This is a genomic window from Halopiger thermotolerans, from assembly GCF_054654555.1.
In genome coordinates this window covers 354,272-376,900 of sequence record NZ_BAAIEU010000001.1, presented here as the reverse complement: position 1 = coordinate 376,900, position 22,629 = coordinate 354,272, and the positions used below count along the sequence as shown (strand labels likewise).

23 protein-coding genes are annotated in these 22,629 nt (G+C 68.4%); 9 read left to right on the top strand and 14 right to left on the bottom strand.

What is annotated here, in order from left to right; all coding sequences use genetic code 11:
* Window positions 1-7: 7 nt before the first annotated feature.
* The 3 genes from ACYQ26_RS01950 to ACYQ26_RS01940 form a co-directional block, all read right to left on the bottom strand.
* Window positions 8-559 (bottom strand): heme NO-binding domain-containing protein, encoded by a 552-nt coding sequence (locus tag ACYQ26_RS01950; RefSeq protein ID WP_459806605.1) that lies wholly within the window; start codon window positions 557-559, stop codon window positions 8-10.
* A 239-nt stretch (window positions 560-798) separates the two neighbouring features.
* Window positions 799-1,656 (bottom strand): ribose-phosphate diphosphokinase, encoded by an 858-nt coding sequence (locus tag ACYQ26_RS01945; protein WP_459806604.1) that lies wholly within the window; start codon window positions 1,654-1,656, stop codon window positions 799-801.
* 102 nt (window positions 1,657-1,758) lie between these two features.
* Window positions 1,759-2,685 (bottom strand): HVO_0234 family beta-propeller protein, encoded by a 927-nt coding sequence (locus ACYQ26_RS01940; RefSeq protein WP_459806603.1) that lies wholly within the window; start codon window positions 2,683-2,685, stop codon window positions 1,759-1,761.
* A gap of 144 nt (window positions 2,686-2,829) precedes the next feature.
* Between ACYQ26_RS01940 and glmM the strand changes: the two genes are divergently transcribed.
* Window positions 2,830-4,194: a phosphoglucosamine mutase gene (gene glmM, locus ACYQ26_RS01935; RefSeq protein ID WP_459806602.1), complete on the top strand. Its 1,365-nt coding sequence runs from the start codon at window positions 2,830-2,832 to the stop codon at window positions 4,192-4,194.
* A 115-nt stretch (window positions 4,195-4,309) separates the two neighbouring features.
* On the opposite strand, the gene ACYQ26_RS01930 is transcribed toward glmM, so the two are convergent.
* The 4 genes from ACYQ26_RS01930 to hisI all read right to left on the bottom strand — a co-directional run bounded on the left by ACYQ26_RS01930 (window position 4,310) and on the right by hisI (window position 6,946).
* The gene (locus tag ACYQ26_RS01930; RefSeq protein WP_459806601.1) at window positions 4,310-4,819 is read right to left on the bottom strand and encodes an HPP family protein; all 510 of its coding nucleotides are present in this window, start codon (window positions 4,817-4,819) and stop codon (window positions 4,310-4,312) included.
* A gap of 73 nt (window positions 4,820-4,892) precedes the next feature.
* A complete protein-coding gene (locus ACYQ26_RS01925; protein WP_459806600.1) occupies window positions 4,893-5,297 on the bottom strand; it encodes a universal stress protein in 405 nt (134 codons plus the stop codon).
* A gap of 68 nt (window positions 5,298-5,365) precedes the next feature.
* Window positions 5,366-6,559, bottom strand: coding sequence for a DUF7118 family protein (locus ACYQ26_RS01920; RefSeq protein WP_459806598.1), 1,194 nt, complete (start codon window positions 6,557-6,559; stop codon window positions 5,366-5,368).
* A gap of 6 nt (window positions 6,560-6,565) precedes the next feature.
* The gene (gene hisI, locus ACYQ26_RS01915; RefSeq protein WP_459806597.1) at window positions 6,566-6,946 is read right to left on the bottom strand and encodes a phosphoribosyl-AMP cyclohydrolase; all 381 of its coding nucleotides are present in this window, start codon (window positions 6,944-6,946) and stop codon (window positions 6,566-6,568) included.
* A 137-nt stretch (window positions 6,947-7,083) separates the two neighbouring features.
* Between hisI and ACYQ26_RS01910 the strand changes: the two genes are divergently transcribed.
* Window positions 7,084-8,106: an SGNH/GDSL hydrolase family protein gene (locus ACYQ26_RS01910; protein WP_459806596.1), complete on the top strand. Its 1,023-nt coding sequence runs from the start codon at window positions 7,084-7,086 to the stop codon at window positions 8,104-8,106.
* Between the two features lie 165 nt (window positions 8,107-8,271).
* Window positions 8,272-9,207: a hypothetical protein gene (locus tag ACYQ26_RS01905; protein WP_459806595.1), complete on the top strand. Its 936-nt coding sequence runs from the start codon at window positions 8,272-8,274 to the stop codon at window positions 9,205-9,207.
* A gap of 112 nt (window positions 9,208-9,319) precedes the next feature.
* Here the strand turns inward: ACYQ26_RS01905 and serA are convergent, their stop codons facing one another.
* Both serA and ACYQ26_RS01895 read right to left on the bottom strand, forming a co-directional pair.
* Entirely contained in the window at window positions 9,320-10,906 is a 1,587-nt protein-coding gene (serA, locus tag ACYQ26_RS01900; RefSeq protein ID WP_459806594.1) for a phosphoglycerate dehydrogenase, read from the bottom strand.
* A 259-nt stretch (window positions 10,907-11,165) separates the two neighbouring features.
* A complete protein-coding gene (locus ACYQ26_RS01895) occupies window positions 11,166-12,788 on the bottom strand; it encodes a PAS domain S-box protein (protein WP_459806593.1) in 1,623 nt (540 codons plus the stop codon).
* A 161-nt stretch (window positions 12,789-12,949) separates the two neighbouring features.
* Here ACYQ26_RS01895 and serB point away from each other — a divergent pair, with 161 nt between their 5' ends.
* Both serB and ACYQ26_RS01885 read left to right on the top strand, forming a co-directional pair.
* Window positions 12,950-13,597 (top strand): phosphoserine phosphatase SerB, encoded by a 648-nt coding sequence (gene serB, locus ACYQ26_RS01890; protein WP_459806592.1) that lies wholly within the window; start codon window positions 12,950-12,952, stop codon window positions 13,595-13,597.
* 330 nt (window positions 13,598-13,927) lie between these two features.
* Entirely contained in the window at window positions 13,928-14,272 is a 345-nt protein-coding gene (locus tag ACYQ26_RS01885) for a hypothetical protein (protein WP_459806591.1), read from the top strand.
* 143 nt (window positions 14,273-14,415) lie between these two features.
* Here ACYQ26_RS01885 and ACYQ26_RS01880 read toward each other — a convergent pair whose 3' ends face one another.
* From ACYQ26_RS01880 to ACYQ26_RS01870, 3 genes are all read right to left on the bottom strand, one after another.
* A complete protein-coding gene (locus ACYQ26_RS01880) occupies window positions 14,416-15,066 on the bottom strand; it encodes an L-threonylcarbamoyladenylate synthase (RefSeq protein WP_459806590.1) in 651 nt (216 codons plus the stop codon).
* 105 nt (window positions 15,067-15,171) lie between these two features.
* Window positions 15,172-15,687, bottom strand: a complete 516-nt coding sequence (locus ACYQ26_RS01875; RefSeq protein ID WP_459806589.1) for a redoxin domain-containing protein — start codon at window positions 15,685-15,687, stop codon at window positions 15,172-15,174.
* Window positions 15,687-16,004: a glutaredoxin family protein gene (locus tag ACYQ26_RS01870; RefSeq protein ID WP_459806588.1), complete on the bottom strand. Its 318-nt coding sequence runs from the start codon at window positions 16,002-16,004 to the stop codon at window positions 15,687-15,689. The genes ACYQ26_RS01875 and ACYQ26_RS01870 overlap by 1 nt, the downstream gene beginning before the upstream one ends.
* 168 nt (window positions 16,005-16,172) lie before the next feature.
* Here ACYQ26_RS01870 and ACYQ26_RS01865 point away from each other — a divergent pair, with 168 nt between their 5' ends.
* Complete coding sequence (locus ACYQ26_RS01865; RefSeq protein WP_459806587.1) at window positions 16,173-17,606, top strand: hemolysin family protein; 1,434 nt, start codon at window positions 16,173-16,175, stop codon at window positions 17,604-17,606.
* A gap of 107 nt (window positions 17,607-17,713) precedes the next feature.
* Here the strand turns inward: ACYQ26_RS01865 and ACYQ26_RS01860 are convergent, their stop codons facing one another.
* Both ACYQ26_RS01860 and ACYQ26_RS01855 read right to left on the bottom strand, forming a co-directional pair.
* The gene (locus ACYQ26_RS01860; protein ID WP_459806586.1) at window positions 17,714-18,460 is read right to left on the bottom strand and encodes a hypothetical protein; all 747 of its coding nucleotides are present in this window, start codon (window positions 18,458-18,460) and stop codon (window positions 17,714-17,716) included.
* 93 nt (window positions 18,461-18,553) lie between these two features.
* Entirely contained in the window at window positions 18,554-19,747 is a 1,194-nt protein-coding gene (locus tag ACYQ26_RS01855; RefSeq protein ID WP_459806585.1) for an inorganic phosphate transporter, read from the bottom strand.
* Window positions 19,748-19,933: 186 nt separating this feature from the next.
* Here ACYQ26_RS01855 and ACYQ26_RS01850 point away from each other — a divergent pair, with 186 nt between their 5' ends.
* From ACYQ26_RS01850 to ACYQ26_RS01840, 3 genes are all read left to right on the top strand, one after another.
* Entirely contained in the window at window positions 19,934-20,860 is a 927-nt protein-coding gene (locus ACYQ26_RS01850; protein ID WP_459806584.1) for a basic amino acid ABC transporter substrate-binding protein, read from the top strand.
* An 11-nt stretch (window positions 20,861-20,871) separates the two neighbouring features.
* Window positions 20,872-21,780 carry an amino acid ABC transporter permease gene (locus ACYQ26_RS01845; RefSeq protein WP_459806583.1) on the top strand — a complete coding sequence of 303 codons (909 nt, stop codon included), beginning with the start codon at window positions 20,872-20,874 and terminating at the stop codon, window positions 21,778-21,780.
* Window positions 21,781-21,893: 113 nt separating this feature from the next.
* Window positions 21,894-22,628 (top strand): amino acid ABC transporter ATP-binding protein, encoded by a 735-nt coding sequence (locus tag ACYQ26_RS01840; RefSeq protein WP_459806726.1) that lies wholly within the window; start codon window positions 21,894-21,896, stop codon window positions 22,626-22,628.
* Window position 22,629 lies beyond the last annotated feature (1 nt).

Sequence of the window (22,629 nt, the reverse complement as noted above, 5' to 3'; positions counted from 1 at the left end):
GGTCCTTCTAGTCCTCGTCCTCGACCGTCACCAGAAATCGACAGGCGTCGACGCCGTCCTCGCGACCGCACGCTCGTTCGGTGACGGTGCCGTCCGCGTCGACGGACACGAGCAGCCCCTCGAGAACCCCGTGGGCTAGCCCGCAGTAGGTCGTTTCCCGATGCGTGTCGTAGGTGACGAGCACCTCGTTCCCCTCACGTCGGCTCGAGACGTCGGGCAGGGACGCCTTCTCAGTCGCCGCGTCGATCTCGTCGGTGATTCGCTCGAGGTCGGCGAGCAACTCGCGGACGTCCCGATCGGTCCGAACGTGGGCGTTGAACGTCGACAGCAGTTTGGGGGCGAGGGTCCGGCCGAATCCCCGTTCGATGGTCCGCCGGTCCTGCGGCGCCAGCGCGGTCAGCGTCTCGAGGACGGCGTCGATTTCGCGGTCGTCGTAGTGGGACACCTGTAAGTAGAGCCGTGGCTCGAGGTCGGCGCGGTCGACGACGCGCTCCCACGTCTCCTCGTCGGTCCGATCGACGACGTACGTTTCGAGCGTTTTGTGGACGATTCCGTGCATTTGTCGGGGTCGGCGGGTCGGCAGGTCGAGGCGGCGGTCTGTCAGCGGACGGCCGGCACGAGTAGCCGGTTGCCGTTCGCCACGCTTCGTTCTATCGGCCCGCTGCCCGCTCGAGTCTAGTACGGTCGTGTCTCGCTTTCGTATTTGGACTCTCGCATCGCCGCTCGAGCGCTCGAAGGCGTCGCGTCGTGCCGCCTCGATATCGGTCGCGACGACCGACACCCCTCAGATTAGAGAGATCAGAGGTGCGACGCCAGTACGGGTGCGACCGAGACGGCGCTGGCCCCGCGTTCGATCGTGTCGGTGCCGTAGATCGCCTCGACGCCGGCCCGGGAGAGCTTCGCGTACGCGTCGCGGGCCAGCAGCGGGTGGACGCAGGTGACGAAGACGCGGCCGACACCCCGGTCCGCGAGGACGCCGACGGCCTCGCTCATCGTCGAGCCGGTCGCGATGATGTCGTCGGCGACGACGACGTCTCGGCCGCTCACGTCGACGTCGCTGGGCGTGATCTCGACCTCGGTGCCGGAGTGGCGCGTCTTCTCGAAGTAGTCCGTCTCGCCCTCGCCGTAGGCGTCCCGGACCGTCTCCGCGAGGCCGATCGCGCCGGCGTCCGGCGAGAGGAAGACGGGGTCCGCGAGGTCCTCGGGCAGCGGCTCGGCCAGCCGGCCGGCGGCGTCGACGGCGGTCGCGGTCGGTTCGAAAAAGTCGCAGACGGCCGCCTCGTGGGGATTGACGGTCAGCACGCGGTCCGCGCCGGTCGAGATCGCCCGCGCGACCGCCCGCGCAGAGACGGGATGGCCAGCCTCGAAGGCCTCGTCCTGACGGCCGTAGCCCATGTACGGCAGGACGGTGACGACCTCCTCGGCGCCGGCCTCGCGGGCGGCGTCCTGCAACTGCAGGAGTTCGACGTGGGCGTCGCTCGAGACCGTCGAGGCGACGATCACTGCCCGATCGGGGTCGGCCTCAGCGAGGCCGGGAACGGCCGCGAGCAGTTCGCCGTCGGGGAAGCGATCGTACTCGACGGCGGCGAGCGGTTCCTCGAGTTCCTCCGAAAGCGCCGCGGCGAGGGCCTGCGACGCGGATCCGCTGACGATCATACTCGAGGGGACAGCCCGCGGGGTAAACCAGTTTTCGTTCTCGCGATCCCGTCCCCGCCCAGCAGCGGGAAAGGGGCCGGTAGACGCGACAGACGCCGGTCGTTACTCGCGGACGGGCGCGCCGACGGCGAGTCCGGTCACGTCGGTCACGCCGATCGGGTGAGGTCGCCACGTTGGGGGTCCACCGTCGCCGTCCGCGCTCTCGCCGGTCTCGAGCGCGAGGAAGGAGCCGCCCTCGGTGACGGCGTAGACCGCGTCCGCGTCGCCGTAGCCGACGGCGACGATCGACTCCGCCGGTCCCTCACGCTCAGTCCACTCGCCGTCCGCGAGCGCGTACACCGTGCCGGCCGCGGACGCGGCGATCGCGCGTGTCAGTCGGCCCGGCTCCGTGTGCGGGTCCGCGGCGACGGCGTCGAACGCGCCGTCGGCCAGTTCCATCCAGCCGTTGCCGAGTTTGTACAGCCCCTCGGCGGTCGCCGCCAGCGGGACGCCCGCCGCGGAGACGTCGCGGACGTCGCTCAGTCCGACGTGATCGAGCCCGCCGTCGTGGACCCGGTAGACGCCGCTTTCGGTGCCGATCAGATCGCCGTCGATCGCCCGCACCGCCGCGACGGTCTCGTCCTCGAGGGTCTCCCATTCGCCGCCCTTGCCGTCAGGATCGGGGTCAGGGTCGGGGTCGGGACGCCAGCAGGCGACCTCGCCCGCAGGACCCGCAGCGACGAGCTCCGCACCGTCGTAGCCGACGGCGACCGCCTCACCGAAGCCGGTCTCCTCGAAGGCGGGGTCGTCGTTCCCGCCGTCCTCGGCTGCACGCGAGAAGACGCGTACGTCCTCGTCGGTCGCGATCGCGACGGCGACGCCGTCGCGCGTCGTCGCGACGTCCCGCGCGTCGCAGCGCTCGCAGAGGCTGAATTCGCCGACGGCGTCGCCGGCGACGCGCACGCGGACGACGCCCATCGAACTCGTGACGTACGCCTCGAGCGCGCCCTCGCGGTCGCCGTAGACCCGCTTCTCCTCGATCGAATCCATACGAATACGTTACCGGCGGGGTCCGAAAGCGTTCCGTCTGCGTCGGCCGCCCCGTTCGGCGGCCGTCCGCGGTGCGTGGTGACGCGCTACGCACGACGCGGCGCTCCGGAATTCCTTTGAGGGGGCCGGTAAGACTAGCGCCTGATGGAAGTGTTCGGATCCAGCGGGACGCGCGGCGTCGCGAACGAGGAACTGACGCCCGCGTTCGTCCTGCGCGTCGCGAAAGCAGCCGGCACGGCGTGGGGGGCCGACCGGGTGGGGATCGCCCGCGACACTCGATACACCGGGCGGATGCTGGCCGACGCAGCCGCCAGCGGCCTCGCCAGCACGGGCACCGACGTCGACCGGCTCGGCGTCGTCCCCACGCCGGGTGCACAGTCCTACGCCGAACGCGAGGGCGTTCCCGTCGTCGTCATCACGGCCTCGCACAACCCGCCGCAGTACAACGGCGTCAAACTCGTCGGCCCCGACGGCATCGAGCTCTCGGTTTCCGCCCTCGAGGCGATCGAGGAGACGCTGCTCGCGGAGGGCTTTACGGTCGCGCCCTGGGACGAGACGGGACGGGTCCGCGAGGTCGACGGCGTCGCGCGGGACTACGTCGACGAACTGCTCGCGGCGGCCGACCGCGACCGGATCGCCGACGCCGACCTCACCGTCGCGCTCGATCCCGGCCACGGCGCCGGCGCGCTCACCAGCCCCGAGTTCTTCCGCGAACTGGGCTGTCGCGTCGTCACCGTCAACGGCCAGCCCGACGGCCACTTCCCCGGCCGCGACCCCGAACCCGTTCCGGAGAACCTCGCGGACCTCGGCCGACTGGTCCGGGCGACCGACGCCGACGTCGGCATCGCCCACGACGGCGACGCCGACCGCGCGATCTTCTTCGACGAACACGGCGAGTACGTCGAGGGCGACGCCACCCTCGCCGCGCTGGCGGCCGCCGAACTCGAGGCCGGCGACACCACCGTCTCCGCGGTCAACGTCTCCCAGCGGCTCGTCGACGTCGTCACCGAGGTCGGCGCCGACCTCGAACTGACGCCGATCGGCTCGACGAACATCATCACCCGCATCCGCGAACTCGAGGACAAGGGCAAGCGAGTGCCGATCGCGGGCGAGGGCAACGGCGGGGTCTTCTTCCCCGAGTACCGCCTCTCGCGGGACGGCGCGTTCACCGCCGCGCGGTTCCTCGAGCTCGTCGCGGAGCAGCCGGTCAGCGAGATCGTCGCGCCCTACGGCGGCTACGCCAACGTGCGGCGCAACATCGAGTACGAGTCGACGGCCGAACGCGACGCGATGCTGGACGCGGCCGCGAACCACGCCAAGGCCGCCGACGCGGAACTCAACACCCGCGACGGCTATCGGCTGGATTACGGCGACGCGTGGGTGCTGGCCCGCCCGTCCGGGACGGAGCCGCTCGTCCGCATCTACGCCGAAGCCCGCGACGCCGACCGCGCGACCGAACTGGCCGACGAGATGTGCGAGACGCTCGCCGAGGCGAAAGCCGACGCCTGACCTACCGTTTCGCTCTCCTATTCTATTCGCCATGAGTCGGCCGAGAGAACGACGGATCCCATCGAGCCAGATGCGTCGCGCTCGAGGCGGCCGCGTGCCGTGTGAGCGGTGCGCGTCAGGACCGCAACTCGCTCCCGTACCGCGCGCCGACCCGCTCGGTCGCGAGCAGGAGTCGGTGCGCGACCACGAGAACGACGACCGTACAGACGATTAGTGCGCCCTCGAGCGGCCGCGAGAGCAGGCCCAGCGAGACGATCAGCGTCGTCGCGCAGGCCGGCGGGTGGCGGGTATCGGTCGCGAGCATCCCGCCGGCGGTCAGGGTCGTCGCGACGACGCCGCTGGCGGCAAGGTGCAACCCCGCGAGCGAGCCGGGGTCGGTCGCGGTCGTCATCGAGGCGCCGCCCCCGAGCAGGTGATAAGCGAGCAGGCCGGCGGCGACGCCGATCGCGTGGCCGCCGATCACTCGCCGCGGGGCGGTCGCCTCGCTGTCCTGAAACAGCGCGAGCACGAACGCGGACGGGCCGAGGCTCGGGAACAGCATCGGCAGTCCCGTGAGCCAGGCCAGCGCGGCCGTCGTCGAGATCAGCAGGCCGGTGTGGAGCGTCGTCCCCGTCCGGTCGTCCATGCCGGCCCGTTGCGTTCTCGCGGTGAAAACCCCGGCGTTTCGCCGCTATGGTCCGCCGCGTCGCCGCCTGCGGTCACGACGGAACGATCGTCACCGGTACCGACGCCCGTCGCGTCACCGCTTCCGCGACGCTGCCCAGCAGCATCCGCGAGACGCCGGACCGCCCCTCGCTGCCCATGACGATCTGATCGACGCTGTGCTCGTCGGCGTACTCGAGGATGGCGTCCGCCGACGTCCCTTCGACGACGGTCGTTTCGACGGGCCGGCCGTACTCGTCGGCCGTCGAGCGGACGTCCTCGAAGAACACGGGCTCGGCGTCGTCGGCGCCACCCGCCGGCCCGCCGCCGTAGCCCGACTCGAGTTCGTCGACCGCGTGCAGGACCGTGATTTCGGCGTCCCGGTGGACCGCGAGCGCGTGCTCGAGGGCCGCTCGAGCGGGTTCGGAGTCGTCCATCGGAACGAGTAGCGTGCGAGACATTGCCGTGGTCGCCCTACGAACGCGCAGACGGAAATACGTCGAGTCGATCGGGGAGGCGACGAGCCGGGTTACACCGGGTCATCGACCTCGAGGGCCGCCTCGAGAGCGCGTTTCTCCTCGCGCAGCGCCTCGAGTTCGGCGTCGACGCGGCCGTCGGCCAGCCGTTCGCGTTGCTCGGGCGTCAGTTGGGCGACCGCCTGGGCGGCCGTCTGGAGCCGATCGTAGTCGATCTCGGGGTCGTTCAGCAGCGCCCGAACCGCCCGCAGCGCTGCGACGACGTCCTCGCCGCCGACGCGTTCGACGAACGGCCGATACTCCCGCGTTCGGCAGCGAAGGACGCCCGCGGGCCCGGGCGGCCAGTCGATCGTCAGCGGTTCGGCGTCGATCCCGTCGAGGAAGGTCCGCTGGGTCGCGACCCGGCGCTTGAGCCGGTCCGCGTCCGCGACGTAGTGCTCGAGCTTCGATCGCGAGTAGTCGGCGTACTCGAGCAGTTCGGGGATCGTGTACTCGCCGTCCGCGCTGTTGTAGACGTACTCTCGCAGATCTTCGGGCGGCCGGTCGTACTCGACGAACGGATACAGGCGGCTGCGCTCGAGCAGGGCGAACACCTCGCGGACCGACGCCTCGCTGCGGTACCGCGCGAACGCCTCGCGGATCGCCTCGTTGTAGGTTTCGATCGGCTCGCGGAGGCGCTCGACCGGCGCCTCGAGGTCGGCGTCGCCCAGTTCGAGCAGCCGCTCTTTGGACCTGATTTCGTCCTCGATCTCCCGGCGGCGCTTGCTGGCGTCCTTGCGCGCTGCCGCCAACTCCTCGCGGGCGGCCTCGCGCTCGTCGAGCAGGTCGGCGAACTCTGCGGCCGGCTCGAGGGCCTCCCGGGCCCGCTCGAAGTCGGACTCGCTGAGCCGGCGCTTGTCGATGGCGTCTAAGGCGTCCTCGAAGGCGTCGCGCGCGGGGAGGTCGTCGGGCAGGCTCTCGACGAGCGTGGCGAACTGTCCCTCGAGTTCGACGTAGGCCTGAAAGTTCTCCCGGCCGGTTCCCGTCGCTCGGTCGACGTAGTCCTCGAGGAGGTCCGTCGCCGAACGGTAGGCGTCCGCGGCGGTCTCGACGGTGTCGGCGCCGCGGTCCTCGATGCGTCGCTGCGCGTGCTCGAACCGCTCGCGGGCGGCCTCAAGTGCCTCGAGCGCGGTCGTGTCGGCGTCGGTCGTCGGCTCACCGGCACCGACGCCGTCGCCGGTGCGGTGAGATCCGTCGCGGTCGCTCATCATCCGTCACTCGTGGTCGTCGTCGTAGACTGCATCGGGGTCGAACACCTGCTCCCCGACGGTTTCCCCCTCGATCGTTCGGTAGAAACACGATCGGTGGCCGGTGTGGCATGCGCCGCCTTCCTGCTCGACGAGGTAGAGGATCGTGTCGGCGTCGCAGTCGACCCGGATTTCCTCGACCGACTGCACGTGCCCGCTCGTCGCACCCTTCTCCCACAACTCGTCCCGGCTACGCGAGTAGTAGTGCGCGCGGCCGGTTTCGCGGGTTCGCTCTAAGGCCTCCGGCGAGACGTACGCGAGCATGAGCACCTCGCCGGTGTCGGCGTCCTGTGCGACGGCGGGGACGAGTCTGTCCTCGCCGAAATCGACCGCAACGGCGTCGTCCATGTCCGTGTGGATGTTCGTCGGAGCGATAGGTCTTTTGCCGGTTCCGGTCGCGCCGGAATCGAACGCGTGACGCGGTATCGCGATAGGATACATACCAATAGAATCATATGACGCTCATTCGATTCCTATCACAATCGATGATCGGAGACCGCTATCCCTCCGTGTCGCTGCACAACGTCGCCGAACTCGCCGATCCGGACTGGACCGCTGGCGGCGATCAGCTCTGTCGCGTTCCCGCGTCGGTGGGCGCGGAACTGAACGTGAGCGCCCGCGAACGGGTTCGCGGGCCGACAAACAGCGAACTCCGGTTCGTTCCCGACGGCGACGACGCCGAGATCGAGGTCACGCTCTCCGCGGCCGACCGAACGCGCGTGTGGCCGTTCTGGGGCGAGTTCCGCCCCTGGGAACCGTTCGAGATCGGCCCCGAACCCGAAACCCACGCGTTCAGCGTGCCCGAGCGACTCGCGAGACTCGAGGCGGGCGCCGACGTCGACACCGGCCGGTTCGACCCGCGGGTCTGTCGCCTTCGCTTCGAGCGCGCCCCCGCCGTCGCGCTGCACGACGTCGCGGGCGACTGTCGGCCGCCGACGGCCGCCGAACTCCCCGAACGGCGGTACCTCGCGTACGGGACCTCGATCACCGAGGGGGCCGCGTCCTCGGCGCCGCACCTGAACTACGCCAGCCGCGTCGCCCGCGGGATTGACGCCGACCTCTTGAACGTCGGCTGTTCGGGCTCTGCGTACTGCGAGCCGGCGATGGCGGACTACCTCGCGGGCCGCGACGACTGGGACGTGGCGACGCTCGCGCTGTCGGTCAACATGGCGAACCGCGGGTTCACCGTCGCCCAGTTCCGCGAGCGGGCCGACTACTTCGCGAACCGGCTCGCAGAGGCCAACCCCGAGAAACCGATCGCGTGCGTGACCCTGTTCCCGTACTTCGCGGACGTCATCGAGGGCGGCGACGCCGAGCGGGCCGCCGACTTCCGCGCGGCGCTGCGCGAGATCGTCGCCGACTCCCCGCACGAGAACCTCTCGCTGGTCGAGGGCGCCGAACTGATGGAGCTCACCGGCCTGGCGTCGGATCTCCTCCACCCGGGCGATACCGGCATGCAGCAGATCGGCGATGGGCTGGCCGACCACCTCGAGGAGCGTCTCGAGTAACGAGGTCGCCCGGTTCTGTACCGATCCCGAGAGACTTGCTTCGAACCTCTCCCGACCGTCGCCGAGTTCGAACAGTATTCGATCCGTTACTGTCCGGATTCGATTACCTCTCACGCAGCGAGACGGTCACGAGCCGTTATCAGTGTCCTCGTGGTCCCGCCACGTATGAGCGACTCGCGGACCAGACTGACGCGGCGCGGCGTCGTCGCACTCGCGGCTGCCGGACTCGCCGGCTGTATGAACAGCGACGAGACCGCAGATACAGGGAACGGTACCGAGAACGGGACCGACGTCGAGGCCGAGACCGGCAACGAATCGGCCGGCGGAATCGACAACCCTGCGGATGCGGTCGGCGGTGAGACGCCGCCCGCGCTGGACGTGCCGCCGCTCCACGCCTGGCTGGTAAACAGCGAACTGGTCACCGACGGCAACTGCCGGTTCGATTACACCCGCACGATCCCCGAGGACTTCGGGTCCAACATGCCGTCGTTCCTCGAGGTGTCGCCCGCGACCGTCGACGCGCACCTGTTCCAGTCGTTCAGTCAGGTCTTCATGGGGTCGTTCGACGCCGAGACGATCGTCGAGGGCGCCGCCGCCGCCGACGCGTTCACGGTGACTGGAAGCTACAGGGGGTACGGCGTCGTCGAGCACGACGGCGACGGCCCGCCCATCGCCGTCGGCAGCGACGCCCTCGTCGTCGGCATGGACTACGAACAGCGGATCGACGCCCGCTACGGCGACGGCGAGCGCCTGACGGAGCAGGATCCGGAGTTCAAACGGCTCTTCGAAGAACTGCCCCACGAGAACACGATCTCCGGTCAGTACGACAGCCCCGCGGACGAGGACGTCACCGTCGAGGAGATCTACCTCTGGGGCGTCTCGGGCGAGTCGCCGGACGCGGAGACGATGACGTGGGTGTTCCTCTTCGAGGACGCGGCGGCGTTGACCGAAGACGTGCTGGCGGAACTCGAGAACGTCTCCGACGGCGTCGAGTCGTCCGAGATCGACGGGCGGATCGCGCGAATCGTCGGCGCGCCGCCGGACCTAGAGTCGGTGTACTCGGAAGCCGCCGGATCCGGCGCGGGCAACGCGTCTGAGTGAGCGGCGACCGAGCCGCTCTCGATCGGTTTGACTCGAAACGCTACGGGAAAATCGCGATCGTCGGTAATCGATTAGATCGTCGGATCTTGCGATCGCGTCGGTCCGGAGGCGATCAGGACTGGCCGTTCAGCGTGATGTAATCGACGCCGAGGATCCGGTCGTCTTCGTTGAGTTCTTCTTTCGCCTCGTCGGGGACCTCGCTGTCGACGTTGTAGACGGTCAGGGCCTCGCCGCCGATGGTCTCGCGGGCGTTGAACATGCCGGCGATGTTGACGCCGTGTTTCCCCATGACCGACCCGATGAGGCCGATGACGCCGGGCTCGTCGGTGTTTCGCGTGACGACCATCTTCCCGTGGGGGATGGCGTCGACGCGGTAGCCGTCGACGCGGACGATGCGCGGGTCGTCGCCCGCGAACAGCGTTCCGTCGACGGTCACGGCGTCGTCGTCGTTGCTCACCGTCACGGAGATCAGGCTCTGGAAGTCCTCGGCCTGGCGGGTCTTGGACTCGGTGACGTCGACGCCCCGATCCTCGGCGATCTGGGGCGCGTTGACCGCGTTGACCTGCCACTCGAGCGGCTCGAAGACGCCCTTGAGCGCGGAGGCGGTGACGAACTCGACGTCCTCGTCGGCGATGTCGCCCTCGTAGACGACCTCGACGTCCTCGATGCGGCCCTCGAGCAGTTGGGCGGCGACCTTGCCGGCCGTTTCGGCGATGTCGATGTACGGTTCGACGCGGGGGAACGCGCTCTCGTCGATCGAGGGGGCGTTCAGGGCGTTCGCGACGGGCTCGCCGATCAGCGCGGCGTTGACCTGTTCGGCCGTCGAGGTCGCGACGTTCTCCTGGGCGGCCTCGGTCGAGGCGCCGAGGTGCGGTGTGACGATGATCTCGTCGTGCTCGAGCAGCGGCGAGTCCGCCGAGAGCGGTTCCTCGGCGAAGACGTCGAGCGCGGCGCCGGCCAGGGTGCCGTCCTCGACTTTCGCCGCGAGGGCGTCCTCGTCGACGACGCCGCCGCGGGCGCAGTTGATGAGGTAGCCGTCGCCGAGCATGTCCAGTTCCTCCTCGCTGATCAGGCCCTCAGTTTCGGGCGTCAGCGGCGTGTGAACGGTCAGGAAGTCGGCCTGTTGCAGGCTCTCCTCGAGGTCGACGAGTTCGGCGCCGATGCGCTCGGCGCGCTCCTCGCTGATGTAGGGATCGTAGGCGACGACGTCCATGCCCAGCGAGTCGAGCTTCTTGGCGACCTCCTGGCCGACGCGGCCGAGGCCGACGACGCCTAAGGTCTTGCCGTTGAGTTCGGTGCCGAGGTAGTCGCTTTTGGCCCACTCGCCGTCCTTGAGGCGGATGTGAGCCTGGGGGATCGAGCGGGCGGTCGCGAAGGCCATCGCGACGGTGTGTTCCGCGGCCGCGCGGACGTTGCCCTCAGGGGCGTTCGCGACGATGACCCCGTGGTCGGTCGCCGCGTCGATGTCGATGTTGTCGACGCCGATGCCGGCGCGCCCGACGATCACCAATTCGTCGGCAGCCTCGAAGACCTCCTCGGTGACCTCGGTGCCCGAGCGGACGATCAGCCCGTGCGCGTCGGATACCGCCTCGAGGAGGTCCTCGCCCTCGAGTTCGTAGCCCGTTTCGACCTCGTGGCCGGCGTCTCGGAGTGCGTCCAGACCCGCGTCGGCGATGGGATCCGTGACCAGAACCTTCATGCGCGAGACAATCAGTTCGAGCGGGTAAACCCTTCCGTTGTGTCCGCAACTGGCAAAAACTACCTCGCCGCGGACAGTATTGATGCGGAATCGAGTTACGATTCCGGCGAACGGCGGTTCGCGTTCCCGACCGCGAGCCGGGCAATGTCGGACGAGTAGCCGGAGAGCGGGGGCGCGGTCGACTCCCGGCGCCGCCTCGCGATCGGGTTCCAGTCGGTATCTCGAGGTGAACGCAGCGCACAGGTTCCGGTCGCGCAATTCAGTTCCGATCCGGCACTTCGTCGTCCGTTGCAGCGTCGTCCGTCGCTCGGGGAACGCGGACGATCACGCAACTGCCGCCGTCGGTGCCGTCAGCGCCCGACTCGTACTCGAGGTCGCCGCCGTACTCCTCGAGCACCAGCCCGACGAGCCACAGCCCCAGTCCGTTCCCGTGGTCGAGTTGCGTGATCGGCTCCTCGTTGAAGATCCCCGTTCGCTCGGGTTCGGGGATGCCGGGGCCGTTGTCGGTGACGCGGATCGCAACGTCGGTCTCGGTCGTGGCCACGTCGACCTCGATCTCCGGCCGCTCGTCGGTGTGGCGGACGGCGTTGTCCATCACTTCCTCGAGGACGGTCCGGAGCCGGGAGTCGGCGGCGACGACCGTCGGCTCCCCGGATGCGGTGCGGTCGGTCACCGAGAGTACGCTCTCGGGGTACCGATCGCGGAGGTCGGCGACGACCTCGGCGAGGACGTCCTCGAGGACGACGGGCTCGCGCGGTCGCTCGCCGCCGAGGGTCGCGTCGGCCAGTTCCTTCGCGGTCTCGTTCGTCTCGATCAGTTCGGTCGCGGTCGTCGCGATCTCCGCGACGTACGCGCACAGGTCCTCGGCGCGGGCAGCGTCGGTGCGGTCGTCAGACAGCGAGTTCGCGTCGGCGTCTGCATCTGCGCCCCCGGTTTCACCGTCGCTCTCGGGGTCGAACTCGCACTCGAGTTCCTCCAGCAGCAGCTCCGCGAAGCCGTGAATCGCGTTGAGGTCGTTGCGCAGGTTGTGCCGGAGCAGCCGGTGGAGGACCTGCAAGTGCCGCTCGCGCCGTTTGAGGGCCGTCACGTCGCGCCCCTCCACGACGAGCAGTTGCGGTTCGCCGCCGTCGCGGTCGATCGGGCGAATCGAGAAGTCGATGACGGCGGTCCGGTTCGTCTGCTGTACTCGGAGTTCGTCCCGAAAGAAGTCGCCGGCACTGGCCCGGTCGACGCCGGTCCGCGCAACCGTCTGTCCCTTCTCGTTCGCGGCGAAACAGGGGGTCTCCCACAGCGGGTTCCCGACGACCTCCTCGCGCTCGACGCCGGCGAACTCCAGGGCCGTCCGGTTGACTTCGAGGAGCGTCCCGTCTGGCTCGAGGAGGCCGGTGAGCTGGTACGTGTTGTTGAAGACCGCCTCGAAGCGGCGCTGGCGCTCCTTCCGGTCGGAGATGTCCCGGAAGAGGCCGGTGAAGATCCGCTGACCCTGATAGCTGTGTTCGCGGAGGCTCACTAGGACCGGTACCTCGTGGCCGTCCTTGTGCAGTGCTGGCAGTTCGATGCCGTCCCAGTCGATGTGTTTCTCGCCCGTCCGGAGGTACTTCTCGAGGCCGGCGGCGTGGGCCGGCCGGAGCCGCTCGGGGATGAGCACCATCTTCGAGTTCCCGACGAGTTCGCCCGGGTCGTAGCCGAGGATCTCCTCGATGGCCGGATTCGCGAAGAGGATCCGGCTGTCTTCGTCGATGGTCAGCAGTCCCTCGGAGGTGTTCGCTACGAGTTGTCGGAAGAAATCGCCCTCGTCGAACGGCGACGGCGGCGACTCGGGGGAGTCGGGCGCCGGCGGTTCGGACGATGATGGTGCCCCGTCGTCGGTCACGCAGGACATACTCCCCGCGGCGGTCATATACCTGTGGGCTTCGCGTCGGCTCGTTGTGAGATCGAACCGGCGGCTCCATCGCTTTCCCTTCCTCTCTCGTCCGGTGCCATCCTCGCCGTCGCGAGGGGAAACCTGAACTGGTTTATTCCGGGCCGCACAATCGGCGGTCGATGACAGTCGTCGCTTTCGACTTCGACGGAACGCTTTCCGACTCCGAGATGACCGTCCTGCTCGGGCAGCGCTGCGGGGTCGCCGAGGACATGGCCGAGATCACCGAACGCGCGATGAACGACGAGATCGGCTACGCCGAGAGCCTCCGCGAGCGCGCGGCCTTACTCGAGGGCCTCGCCGCCGAGGAGGCCGAGGCCGCCTTCGACGAGGTCGTCCTCCGTGAGGGCGCGGCCGACCTCATCGCCGAACTGAACGAGGCCGGCGTCACGACCGCCATCCTGACCGGCGGCTTCGAACGGGGCGTCGCCGCGGCCCTGGAGCGCGAGGGCGTGACCGTCGACCACATCGTCTCGAACCGACTGCCGATGAACGACGGGGAGACCGAACTCACCGGCGCGGTCGAGGGCCCGCTCATCGAGGGCACCAAGGACGACGCCCTCGAGGACCTCGCTGCGGACGTCGGCGTCGACCTCGACGACACCGTCGCGGTCGGCGACGGCGCGAACGACCTCCCGATGCTCAAAGTGGCGGGCCTCGCGATCGGCTTCGACCCGAAGCCGGCGGTCGAACCCCACTGCGACGTCGTCGTCACCTCGATGGCCGACGCCCGCGAGGAACTCGTCGCCGACGGCGTGCTCGAGGACTGAGCGGCCACCCCGCGGTTCCGTACTCGTTTCTCTCTCGAATTCCGACCGGCGTCGGGCTACCGGTCGGGGATCGTGCGATTTCGTCCGCGCGGGTTCGTCTCGGCGCGCCCTCGACGACCGGCCGAGCGCCGGAGTTGGACCGCCGACTCCTAATCGGGGACTACCCGAAACTCCGTCGCGATACCCCGGCGTAATAGCGGGTTATTCGCTGCCGTCATCCCGTCGGATACCGGCGAGTCACCGAACCGTCCGAAATCGACGACAATACGGCCTAATTACCTATTTCAATACCGAGCGAGTTATTAACTCGTGACCGAGTAAGTAGTTATGATGATGTGGCAAGATCTCGTCTTCATGCTCGGAAGCGGCCTCTCGATCGTCTTCCTCGCACCGACCCTCCGAAACGCAAACGCGAACGTCCCCCTCGGGACCAGCATCCCCTCGATGGGCATCGGGTACGTCTACGCGGTGACCTTCTTCACCCTCGGGATGACCTTCTCCGCCGCCGGCGCGTTCGCCGCAGGGACGATGTGGTCGCTGATCGCCCTGTTCCGCTCGCCCGCGTCCCACCGATTCCGCACGTCGGTCGCGCTGTTCGCGCACGACCTCTCGCGCTGGTTCGACCGCCGTCGCTCCGAGCACACCGTCGCCGCCGAACAGTACTCCTCCGAATAAGCCGACTCTCCGCTCGCGGTTTGGGTTCTCCGTTGCCGCTGCGCTCGCTTTCTTCTCTCGTTCTGCTCACTCACCCTCCGACCTCGAGACCCGCGTCTCTGGATTCCGAGGTTTCGACGCCTCGCGGCGTCGCTTCGACCCGCTTACTCCGCCGCCTCCTCGAGCCACGCCTCGATCTCGTCGGCCAGCGCGCCCCGTCGGTGGATCGTCCCCGTCGAGAGGTCGACGACGGTGCTCTCGGTGCCCTGCGTCTCGCCGCCGTCGAGGACGACGGCCTCGTCCCGGACCTGCCGGCCGATCTCCTCGACCGTGCGGGCGCTGGGGTCGCCGCTGACGTTGGCGCTGGTCGACGTGATCGGTCGCTCGGCCGCCGCGAGCAAGGCCATGGCGGGTTCGCAGTCGGGCACGCGGATGCCGACCTGCTCGCCGCCCGCAGTCAGCACGTCCGGAACGACCTCGCGGCGTTCACAGAGCACGGTGACGGGCCCGGGCAGGAACTCCGCGGCGAACGCGCGCTCGCGCTCGGTCGCCTCGATATATCCCGCCTCGATCGCGGTCTCGAACGTCGGCACCGCGAGGGAGACTGGCTTCGAACGGTCCCGTCCTTTCACCTCGAACACGCGCTCGACGGCGTCGGGGTCGAGCGCGTCCGCGGCGAGGCCGTAGACCGTCTCGGTCGGGTAGACCACGAGGCCGCCCCCGCGGATCGCTTCGGCCGCGCGCTCGAGCGTCTCGGCGTCGACGTCGGGATCGCCGTCGAAATCGTACTCGAAACCGGATTCGTCGACGTTCATACGCGCTACTCGCGCCGGTGCGGGCAAAAGCGTACCGTCATGCGACGTCCGGAACGGCGACGATCGGCGCCGTGGAGAACTGGGATCGGCGCCCGCGGGGTACTGTTACTCGAGGCCGAACCGCTCCTCGAGCTCGTCGTAGTCGGGGAACTCGGGCCAGTCGGTCGCGACCCAGGCGTCCTCGACGGTCAGGTCCGAATCGACGGCGAAGACGGCAGGTCGGGGTTCGGTGATCCCTTCCATCCCGTCGAGGTCGTGTTCGATGCCGTAGTCGCGGGCGACGTCGGCGCCCGGATCCGCAAAGAGCGTGGCGTCGTAGCCGTTCCCTTCGAGGAACCGCTTCACGCCGTAGGGGGTCGAGGCGGTGACGCCGACGACCCGCGTTTCGTCGGCGTCGTTCCAGCCGCGCTCGTCGATCTCGTCCCAGACGTACTTCGCGAGGAACGAGCCGGTCATCGGGGTGAAGACGACGATCGTCCGCTCGGCGTCGGCGGCCAGCGCCGACAGCGAGCGGTTCTCCCAGTACTCGTCGTTCACCAGGGGCCGGGTGAAGTCGGGTGCCTCCTCACCGGCCTCGGGTTCGTCCGCGGGGCCGAGATCGACGACCTCGAAGTCCGGCATCAGGCCTCACCTCCGTCGGTCGCAGCGTCACCGCCGTCCCCGTAGGTCGACTCAAGGTACTCGACGATGTTCGCGCTTTCGGCCATCGTGACGCCGGTGTTCTCGTCGACGACGACCGGCACCGTCCGGACGCCGGCGACGCGCTTGACGACGTTTCGCTGCGAGTGCATCGGCTCGATGAACCGCGACCGATACTCGAGGTCGAACTCGTTCAGCAGGCGAGCGACGCGCTCGCAGTACGGGCATCCCTGCAGCCGATAGAACGTAATCGGCGGCTCGTCGCCGGCGCTGGTAGTACTGGCACTGGTGCTCGACATGTGCGTCCGTTCGGCCACGAGCGGCGTAAACGTGTCGTCGCCGGTGATCGACGCGGGCAAACGCGGACGCGGACTCCGACGTGGACGCCGACGCAGACGCAGACGAAAGGCCACGCGAACCCGAAAATGGTAAACGGTTAACCGATCGGGTTCCAATGCATACCATCAATGGCGTTGTCTGTGCTGCTCGAGGCCGTGCTAGCCGCCTTCCCAGTGGTCGGACTCGAGCTCGACCGGTCGACGGTGTCGATCGTCGGACTCCTCTCGATCGTGGTCCTCATCGCGCTCTCCGGATTCTTCTCCTCCTCGGAGATCGCGATGTTCAACCTGCCGAAACACCGGATCGAGGGGATGGTCGAGGAGGGCGTCGACCGGGCGGAACTCGTCGAAGCCCTGAAATCGGATCCGCACCGCCTGCTGGTGACGATTCTTGTCGGAAACAACCTCGTCAACATCGCCATGTCGTCGATCGCGACCGCGCTCCTCGGCCTCTACTTCGAATCGGGACTGACGCCGGTGCTCCTGTCGACCTTCGGCGTGACGGCGATCGTCCTCCTGTTCGGCGAGAGCGTGCCCAAGTCCTACGCGGTCGAGAACACCGAATCGTGGTCGCTGCGCGTCTCGCGGGCGTTGAAGCTCACGGAGTACGTGCTCTATCCGCTGATCATCGTCTTCGACTACCTCACCCGGCAGGTTAACCAGCTCATCGGCTCGAGCGGCGCGATCGAGTCCCCCTACGTCACCCGCGACGAGATCCAGGAGATGATCGAGTCCGGCGAGCGCGAGGGCGTCTTAGAGGAGGACGAACACGAGATGCTCCAGCGCATCTTCCGCTTTAACAACACCATCGTCAAGGAGGTCATGACCCCGCGACTGGACATGACCGCGGTCCCCAAGGACGCCAGCATCGACGAGGCCATCGAGACCTGTATCCAGAGCGGCCACGCCCGGATCCCCGTCTACGAGGGCAGCCTCGACAACGTGATGGGCGTCGTCCACATCCGCGACCTCGTGCGCGATCTCAACTACGGCGAGACCAACGACGGCGACCTCGAGCTCGCGGACCTCATCCAGCCGACGCTGCACGTCCCCGAGTCGAAGAACGTCGACGAGCTCCTGACCGAGATGCGGGAAAACCGGATGCACATGGCCATCGTCATCGACGAGTTCGGCACCACCGAGGGGCTGGTGACGATGGAGGACATGGTCGAGGAGATCATCGGCGAGATCCTCGAGGGCGGCGAGGAACAGCCCATCGAGGAGATCGACGACCGCACGGTGCTGGTTCGGGGCGAGGTCAACATCGAGGACGTCAACGAAGCCCTGGAGATCGACCTCCCCGAGGGCGAGGAGTTCGAGACCATCGCCGGCTTCATCTTCAACCGCGCGGGCCGGCTCGTCGAGGAGGGCGAGGAGATCACCTACGACGGCGTCCGGATCACCGTCGAGGACGTCGAGAACACCCGGATCATGATGGCCCGGCTGACGAAACTCGAGCAGGAGGAAGTCGAGAAACCGCCGGACGTGGACGGCGCGGAGACGGGCGGGCCGACGGATGGCAACGCCGAGCCCAGCGACGTGACGGATAGTACGGTCGAGTAGCAGCCTCTGTTCTCGTGATCGGGTCGATGCAGTGGTTCGGAGACGCAGAGACGCAGTAATTCAGAATTCAGCGACCCAGCAGATGCGACGGACCGCGGTCGCGCTCGTCACGCCTCGGCCCGTCTCCCGTGTTCCTCGACGTAGGTCTCTATTTCGGCGGCGATCGCCGGCGGGACGACGATCCGGCGCGGCCCGGCGACGTACTGTCCGCCGGGCTGGGCGTAGTCGAGCGTGAGCACGACGGCGTCGCCGATCGAACGCATCGAAATCCCCTGAATCACCGAGAGGTCGATCGCCTGCTCGGGTTCGTAGAGGTAGATCACGCCCTCATCGGGATCGAACGCGCCCACCGACTCGAGGAACGACGAGAGGACGAGCGCGGCGAGCGCGAGCGGAATCGTCAGCGCCGCCAGGCCCGTAAACGGCCCCGCGCCGAGGTCGCCGAGCAGTCCGTTCTGCGAGACGTACCGGCCGATCGCCATCAGCGCCACGATGACCGTCGCCATCGCGATCGCGCCCAGCGCGGCGTCCGACGCGCGCTCGGCCGCCCGTTCCGACGGGCTCGAGACCGGGAGGCGTCGGGTGAGTCGCTCGAGGTGGCCGACGGTGTTATCGCTCACGGACAGCGCGAGGGCCGTCGCGACGATCGCGGCGAACAGCGCGACGACGATCGATCGACCCCCTATCTGTCGGGTGAGGTCGTAGAGCCGCCAGAAGACGATGATCGAGATGACGGCGAAGAAGGTGCCGACGCCGAGCGACCACAGGAGTCGGATCGCGCGCGACGTCGTGGCGTCGCGCCGCCACTGGAGCAGGTCGTCCGGATCGGCCGGGGCGTCCGCGTCCACGTCCATATCGGCACTCGCCACCCCGCAGGTAAAGACCGTTCGGTCCGCGCACAGGTGCGGCCGGGGCGACGGACCCGCCGGAGGGCTGGCGCCGACTGATCACAGCACGAGCGCTTCGACGACGGTGAACCCGCCGTAGGAGACCGCGATCGAACCGGCCAGCGACCCGATCCACGCGAGGACGGTGTAGCCCATCTTTCGGGCGCTAACGCCGCCCCCCGAACCCGAGGCCGCGTAGCCGCTGCCGATGATCGCGCTGACGATGATCTCGTTGAACGAGACCGGGATGCCAAACAGGACCGCCGTCTGGGCGATCATAAAGGAGGGGATGAGTGCGGCGATCGACCGGCGCGGCCCCAGCGACGAGTAGTCCTGCGAGATCGCCTTGATCATTCGCGGCGCGCCGGTCCACGAGCCCAGCAGCAGGCCGAAGCCGCCGCCCACGAGCAGCGCGGGCAAGGGCAGGCCGACGTCGCCCGACAGCGGGATCAGCGGCCCGACCGCCAGCCCGACCTGACTGCCGCCCGCGGAGAACGCGACCAGGCCGCCCAGCACCAGCAGGAAGTGGCGTTCACCGCGCTCGAGGCCGGAGCGGAGGTCGAGCGCGAGGACGGCGGCCCACAGCGCCGCGATCACGAGCGTCACCGCCGCGACGCCGACGACGCTCGAGCCGAGGAGCGCGTCGGCGGCGACGCCGGCGATCGAGTCGCCGCCGGACCGGTTGGGTGCGAGCAGCGCGAACTCGATGTTGGCGACGAGGACGCCGACGAACGCGGCGAGCCCCATGATGAGGTAGGCCTCGTCGATCGGTTCGGCCCGGAGGAGCCGGGCGATGCCGTACGCGAGACCGCCGCCGACGAACGGCGTCAGCAGCCACAGCGTGGCGATCTCCGTGTACTTCGCCCACGCCGGCGCGCCCCCCATGGCGAGCCCGACGCCGATGACCGCGCCGGTCACCGTGAACGCGGTCGCGATCGGATACCCCGCGAAGACGCCGATTGCGACCAGCGCGGCGGCGATCGTCAGCGCGATCGTCGCCGCCGGCGGGGACAGCGTCACCCCCTGAATCAACTCGGCGCCGACCGCTTCGGAGACGTTCGCCCCCTGTAACACGGCGCCGACGAAACCGAGTAGGCCGACGAGGAAGCCGGCTCGCATCACCGAAATCGCGTTGGCCCCGACCGCCGGCGCGAACGGCGTCGAGCCGCTCGAGCCGGCGCCGATCGCCCAGGCCATGAACAGACTGGCGACTGCGGCTACCAGAAACGTCGCGATCGTCGCAGGTTCGACCATCTACGGGGGTCTATTTGTCGATCCTACAAGTGTGTGCCGACCTCGAGGCCCGCGACTCGAACGTCGTCGTGTCATCCGTAGTGAAGAAACTGCTTACCGATCCTATTTTCTCGGGACGATCGGGCAGAAACGACGGTGTCGAATCTTAACACCTAAACCGCTTCCTCAGTAGTACTACATAGAGCAATGGTGGACGAGACCGACCAGTTCGACCGACGGACGTACCTGAAACTGACCGGAACCGCGGGCGTCACCGTGACCGGCCTCGCCGGCTGTCTCGAGGACGCCGGAAACGGCGACGGTGGCGAGAGCGGGAACGGTGGCAGTAACGGAAGCGGGAACGGCTCCGACAACGAAAGCGACGCCAACGAGAGCGACGGCTCCGGCGGCGCGGACGACAACCAGATTATCGCCGGCACGGCGCCCGGGTTCCAGCCGTTCGAGATGACTCGCGACGGCGAGATCGTCGGATTCGACATCGACCTCCTCGAGGCGGTCGTCGACGAGACCGAGTACGAACTGACCGAGTGGAAGGAGTTCGAGTTCGACTCGCTGATCCCGGCCCTCGAGAACGGCAACATCGACGTGATCGCCGCGGCGATGACGATCACCGAGGAGCGCCAGCAGACGATCGCCTTCACCGAGCCCTACTACAGCGCGAACCAGTCGGTGCTCGTCCAGTCCGGCGGCGACTTCTCGCCGGAGTCGATCGAGGACCTCGAAGACCGGCAGGTCGGCGCCCAGTCGGGGACGACCGGCGAGACCATCGTCCGGGAGCAGTTGATCGCCGAAGGCCGGATCTCGGAGAACCAGTACACGTCCTACGACAACTACGTGTACGCCGTCCAGGAACTCGAGCGCGGCCTGCTCGACGCCATCGTCATCGACGAACCGGTCGGCGAGACGTTCGCGGGCAACCGCGACGTCGAGGTCGCGTTCACCTTCGACACCGGCGAACAGTACGGGTTCGGCGTGCGACAGAACGCCGACGACCTCCGAACCTCGCTCAGCGAGGGTATCACCGCCGTCCGCGACTCCGGCCAGTACGAGGAGATCACGCAGAAGTGGTTCGAGGGCGACGGAAGCGGGAACGGCAACGAAACCCAGGAGTAAGCTGACCGGCCATGCCCATAGATTCCGTCGCACCGCTCGTCGAGGCGTCGACGCTGTCGCTCCCCCTCGAGGCGCAGGTCTCGGTCCCGCTCGAGGCCCAGCAGCAGCTGCGGGCGCCGCTGCAGCCGTTTTTCGTCGACGGGCTCCTCCCGACCGAGGAGCAGGTCGCCCGCCGCTTCGGCGAGGACTGGGGGTTCGTCTACCGGAATGCGCCGTATCTACTGGGGGGCGCGGTGATCACGGTCGCGCTGACGCTCACCAGCCTCCTGCTCGGTTTCCTCGCGGGCTTTCCGGCCGGCGCGATCGAGACGTACGGGGACGGCTACTCGCGCGCGTTCGTCCGGAAGTTCGGCGTCCTGTTGCGCGGCACGCCGATCCTCGTCATCATGCTCATCACGTTCTTCGTGTTGCCGATCGAGATCGCGATCGGCGCGCTCGAGTGGACGCTCCGGGCGATCGATCTCGTCCTCGGACCGACCCCCTTCGCGGCCCCGACGGACGTGCCGAACGCCTTCTTCGCGGCGACGCTCGCGCTCGGCCTCCGCAGCGCCGCCTATCAGTCCCAGATCTTCCGCGGCGCCCTACAGAGCATCGACGAGGGCCAGATGGAGGCCGCCCGTTCGATCGGGATGAGCCGCCTCGAGGCGATCCGGTACGTGATCGTCCCGCAGGCGCTGCGCCGCAGCGTGCCCGGCTTCCAGAACGAGTTCACCATCGTGCTGAAGGACACGTCGATCGCCTTCGCGATCGGACTCGGGGAGCTCCTGATGCGCAGCGAGGCGCTGTTCACCCAGCGGACGACCGCCGTCCTTCAGGTGATCCTCGCCATCAGCCTGATCTACTTCGTACTGACGTTTACGACCAACCGGACGCTCGACTTCGTGAGCAACCGCTTCGCAATTCCAGGTGAATCGTCGTGAGCGACCACCACCCTGATACGGACGACCGACGCACCGACACCGACGCATCGACCGCCGGCGCAGCCGACGACCCCGGCGGCGCGGAACCGAGAACGGGGACGGACGCCCCGCTCTTGCGGATCGAGGACCTCCACAAGTCCTACGGCAACGAGGAGGTCCTGCTCGGGGTCGACCTCGCGGTCGACCGCGGCGACGTCGAGGTGCTGGTCGGTCCCAGCGGCTCCGGCAAGTCGACGCTGCTCCGATGTCTCAACCTGCTCACGGACGTCGACAGCGGCCACATCTACCTCGGCGACACGGAGGTGACGGCGCCCGAGACGGACCCGAACGAGATCCGCCAGCAGATCGGGATGGTCTTCCAGGACATCAACCTCTTCGCCCACCTCACCGCCCGCGAGAACATCACGCTCGGGCTCCGCAAGGTCAAGGGGCTATCGAAAGACGAGGCCCGCCAGCGGGCCGACGCCGAACTCGAGCGCGTCGGCCTCGCGGACCAGGCCGGCTCCTACCCGGCCCAGCTCTCGGGCGGCCAGAAACAGCGCGTCGGGATCGCCCGCGCGCTCGCGATGGACCCCGAGGTCATGCTGTTCGACGAGCCGACCAGCGCCTTAGATCCCGAACTGAGCAACGAGGTGCTCGAGGTAATGGCCGAACTCGTCGAGGAGGGGATGACGATGGTCGTCGTCACCCACGAGATGCGCTTCGCGCGCGGCGGGGCGACGAACATCACCTTCCTCGCGGACGGCGAAATCGTCGAGCGCGGCCCGCCCGAGAAGCTGTTCGAGAACCCGGACCGCGAACGAACCGCACAGTTCTTCGAGAGCATTCGCCATGACGGCCATGAGTGAC

Excerpts from the sequence above, each read along its gene's own strand:
- ACYQ26_RS01950 (WP_459806605.1), bottom strand. The coding sequence starts at position 559 with ATGCACGGAATCGTCCACAAAACGCTCGAAACGTACGTCGTCGATCGG.
- ACYQ26_RS01945 (WP_459806604.1), bottom strand. The coding sequence starts at position 1,656 with ATGATCGTCAGCGGATCCGCGTCGCAGGCCCTCGCCGCGGCGCTTTCG.
- ACYQ26_RS01940 (WP_459806603.1), bottom strand. The coding sequence starts at position 2,685 with ATGGATTCGATCGAGGAGAAGCGGGTCTACGGCGACCGCGAGGGCGCG.
- glmM (WP_459806602.1), top strand. The coding sequence starts at position 2,830 with ATGGAAGTGTTCGGATCCAGCGGGACGCGCGGCGTCGCGAACGAGGAA.
- ACYQ26_RS01930 (WP_459806601.1), bottom strand. The coding sequence starts at position 4,819 with ATGGACGACCGGACGGGGACGACGCTCCACACCGGCCTGCTGATCTCG.
- ACYQ26_RS01925 (WP_459806600.1), bottom strand. The coding sequence starts at position 5,297 with ATGTCTCGCACGCTACTCGTTCCGATGGACGACTCCGAACCCGCTCGA.
- ACYQ26_RS01920 (WP_459806598.1), bottom strand. The coding sequence starts at position 6,559 with ATGAGCGACCGCGACGGATCTCACCGCACCGGCGACGGCGTCGGTGCC.
- hisI (WP_459806597.1), bottom strand. The coding sequence starts at position 6,946 with ATGGACGACGCCGTTGCGGTCGATTTCGGCGAGGACAGACTCGTCCCC.
- ACYQ26_RS01910 (WP_459806596.1), top strand. The coding sequence starts at position 7,084 with ATGATCGGAGACCGCTATCCCTCCGTGTCGCTGCACAACGTCGCCGAA.
- ACYQ26_RS01905 (WP_459806595.1), top strand. The coding sequence starts at position 8,272 with ATGAGCGACTCGCGGACCAGACTGACGCGGCGCGGCGTCGTCGCACTC.
- serA (WP_459806594.1), bottom strand. The coding sequence starts at position 10,906 with ATGAAGGTTCTGGTCACGGATCCCATCGCCGACGCGGGTCTGGACGCA.
- ACYQ26_RS01895 (WP_459806593.1), bottom strand. The coding sequence starts at position 12,788 with ATGTCCTGCGTGACCGACGACGGGGCACCATCATCGTCCGAACCGCCG.
- serB (WP_459806592.1), top strand. The coding sequence starts at position 12,950 with ATGACAGTCGTCGCTTTCGACTTCGACGGAACGCTTTCCGACTCCGAG.
- ACYQ26_RS01885 (WP_459806591.1), top strand. The coding sequence starts at position 13,928 with ATGATGTGGCAAGATCTCGTCTTCATGCTCGGAAGCGGCCTCTCGATC.
- ACYQ26_RS01880 (WP_459806590.1), bottom strand. The coding sequence starts at position 15,066 with ATGAACGTCGACGAATCCGGTTTCGAGTACGATTTCGACGGCGATCCC.
- ACYQ26_RS01875 (WP_459806589.1), bottom strand. The coding sequence starts at position 15,687 with ATGCCGGACTTCGAGGTCGTCGATCTCGGCCCCGCGGACGAACCCGAG.
- ACYQ26_RS01870 (WP_459806588.1), bottom strand. The coding sequence starts at position 16,004 with ATGTCGAGCACCAGTGCCAGTACTACCAGCGCCGGCGACGAGCCGCCG.
- ACYQ26_RS01865 (WP_459806587.1), top strand. The coding sequence starts at position 16,173 with ATGGCGTTGTCTGTGCTGCTCGAGGCCGTGCTAGCCGCCTTCCCAGTG.
- ACYQ26_RS01860 (WP_459806586.1), bottom strand. The coding sequence starts at position 18,460 with ATGGACGTGGACGCGGACGCCCCGGCCGATCCGGACGACCTGCTCCAG.
- ACYQ26_RS01855 (WP_459806585.1), bottom strand. The coding sequence starts at position 19,747 with ATGGTCGAACCTGCGACGATCGCGACGTTTCTGGTAGCCGCAGTCGCC.
- ACYQ26_RS01850 (WP_459806584.1), top strand. The coding sequence starts at position 19,934 with ATGGTGGACGAGACCGACCAGTTCGACCGACGGACGTACCTGAAACTG.
- ACYQ26_RS01845 (WP_459806583.1), top strand. The coding sequence starts at position 20,872 with ATGCCCATAGATTCCGTCGCACCGCTCGTCGAGGCGTCGACGCTGTCG.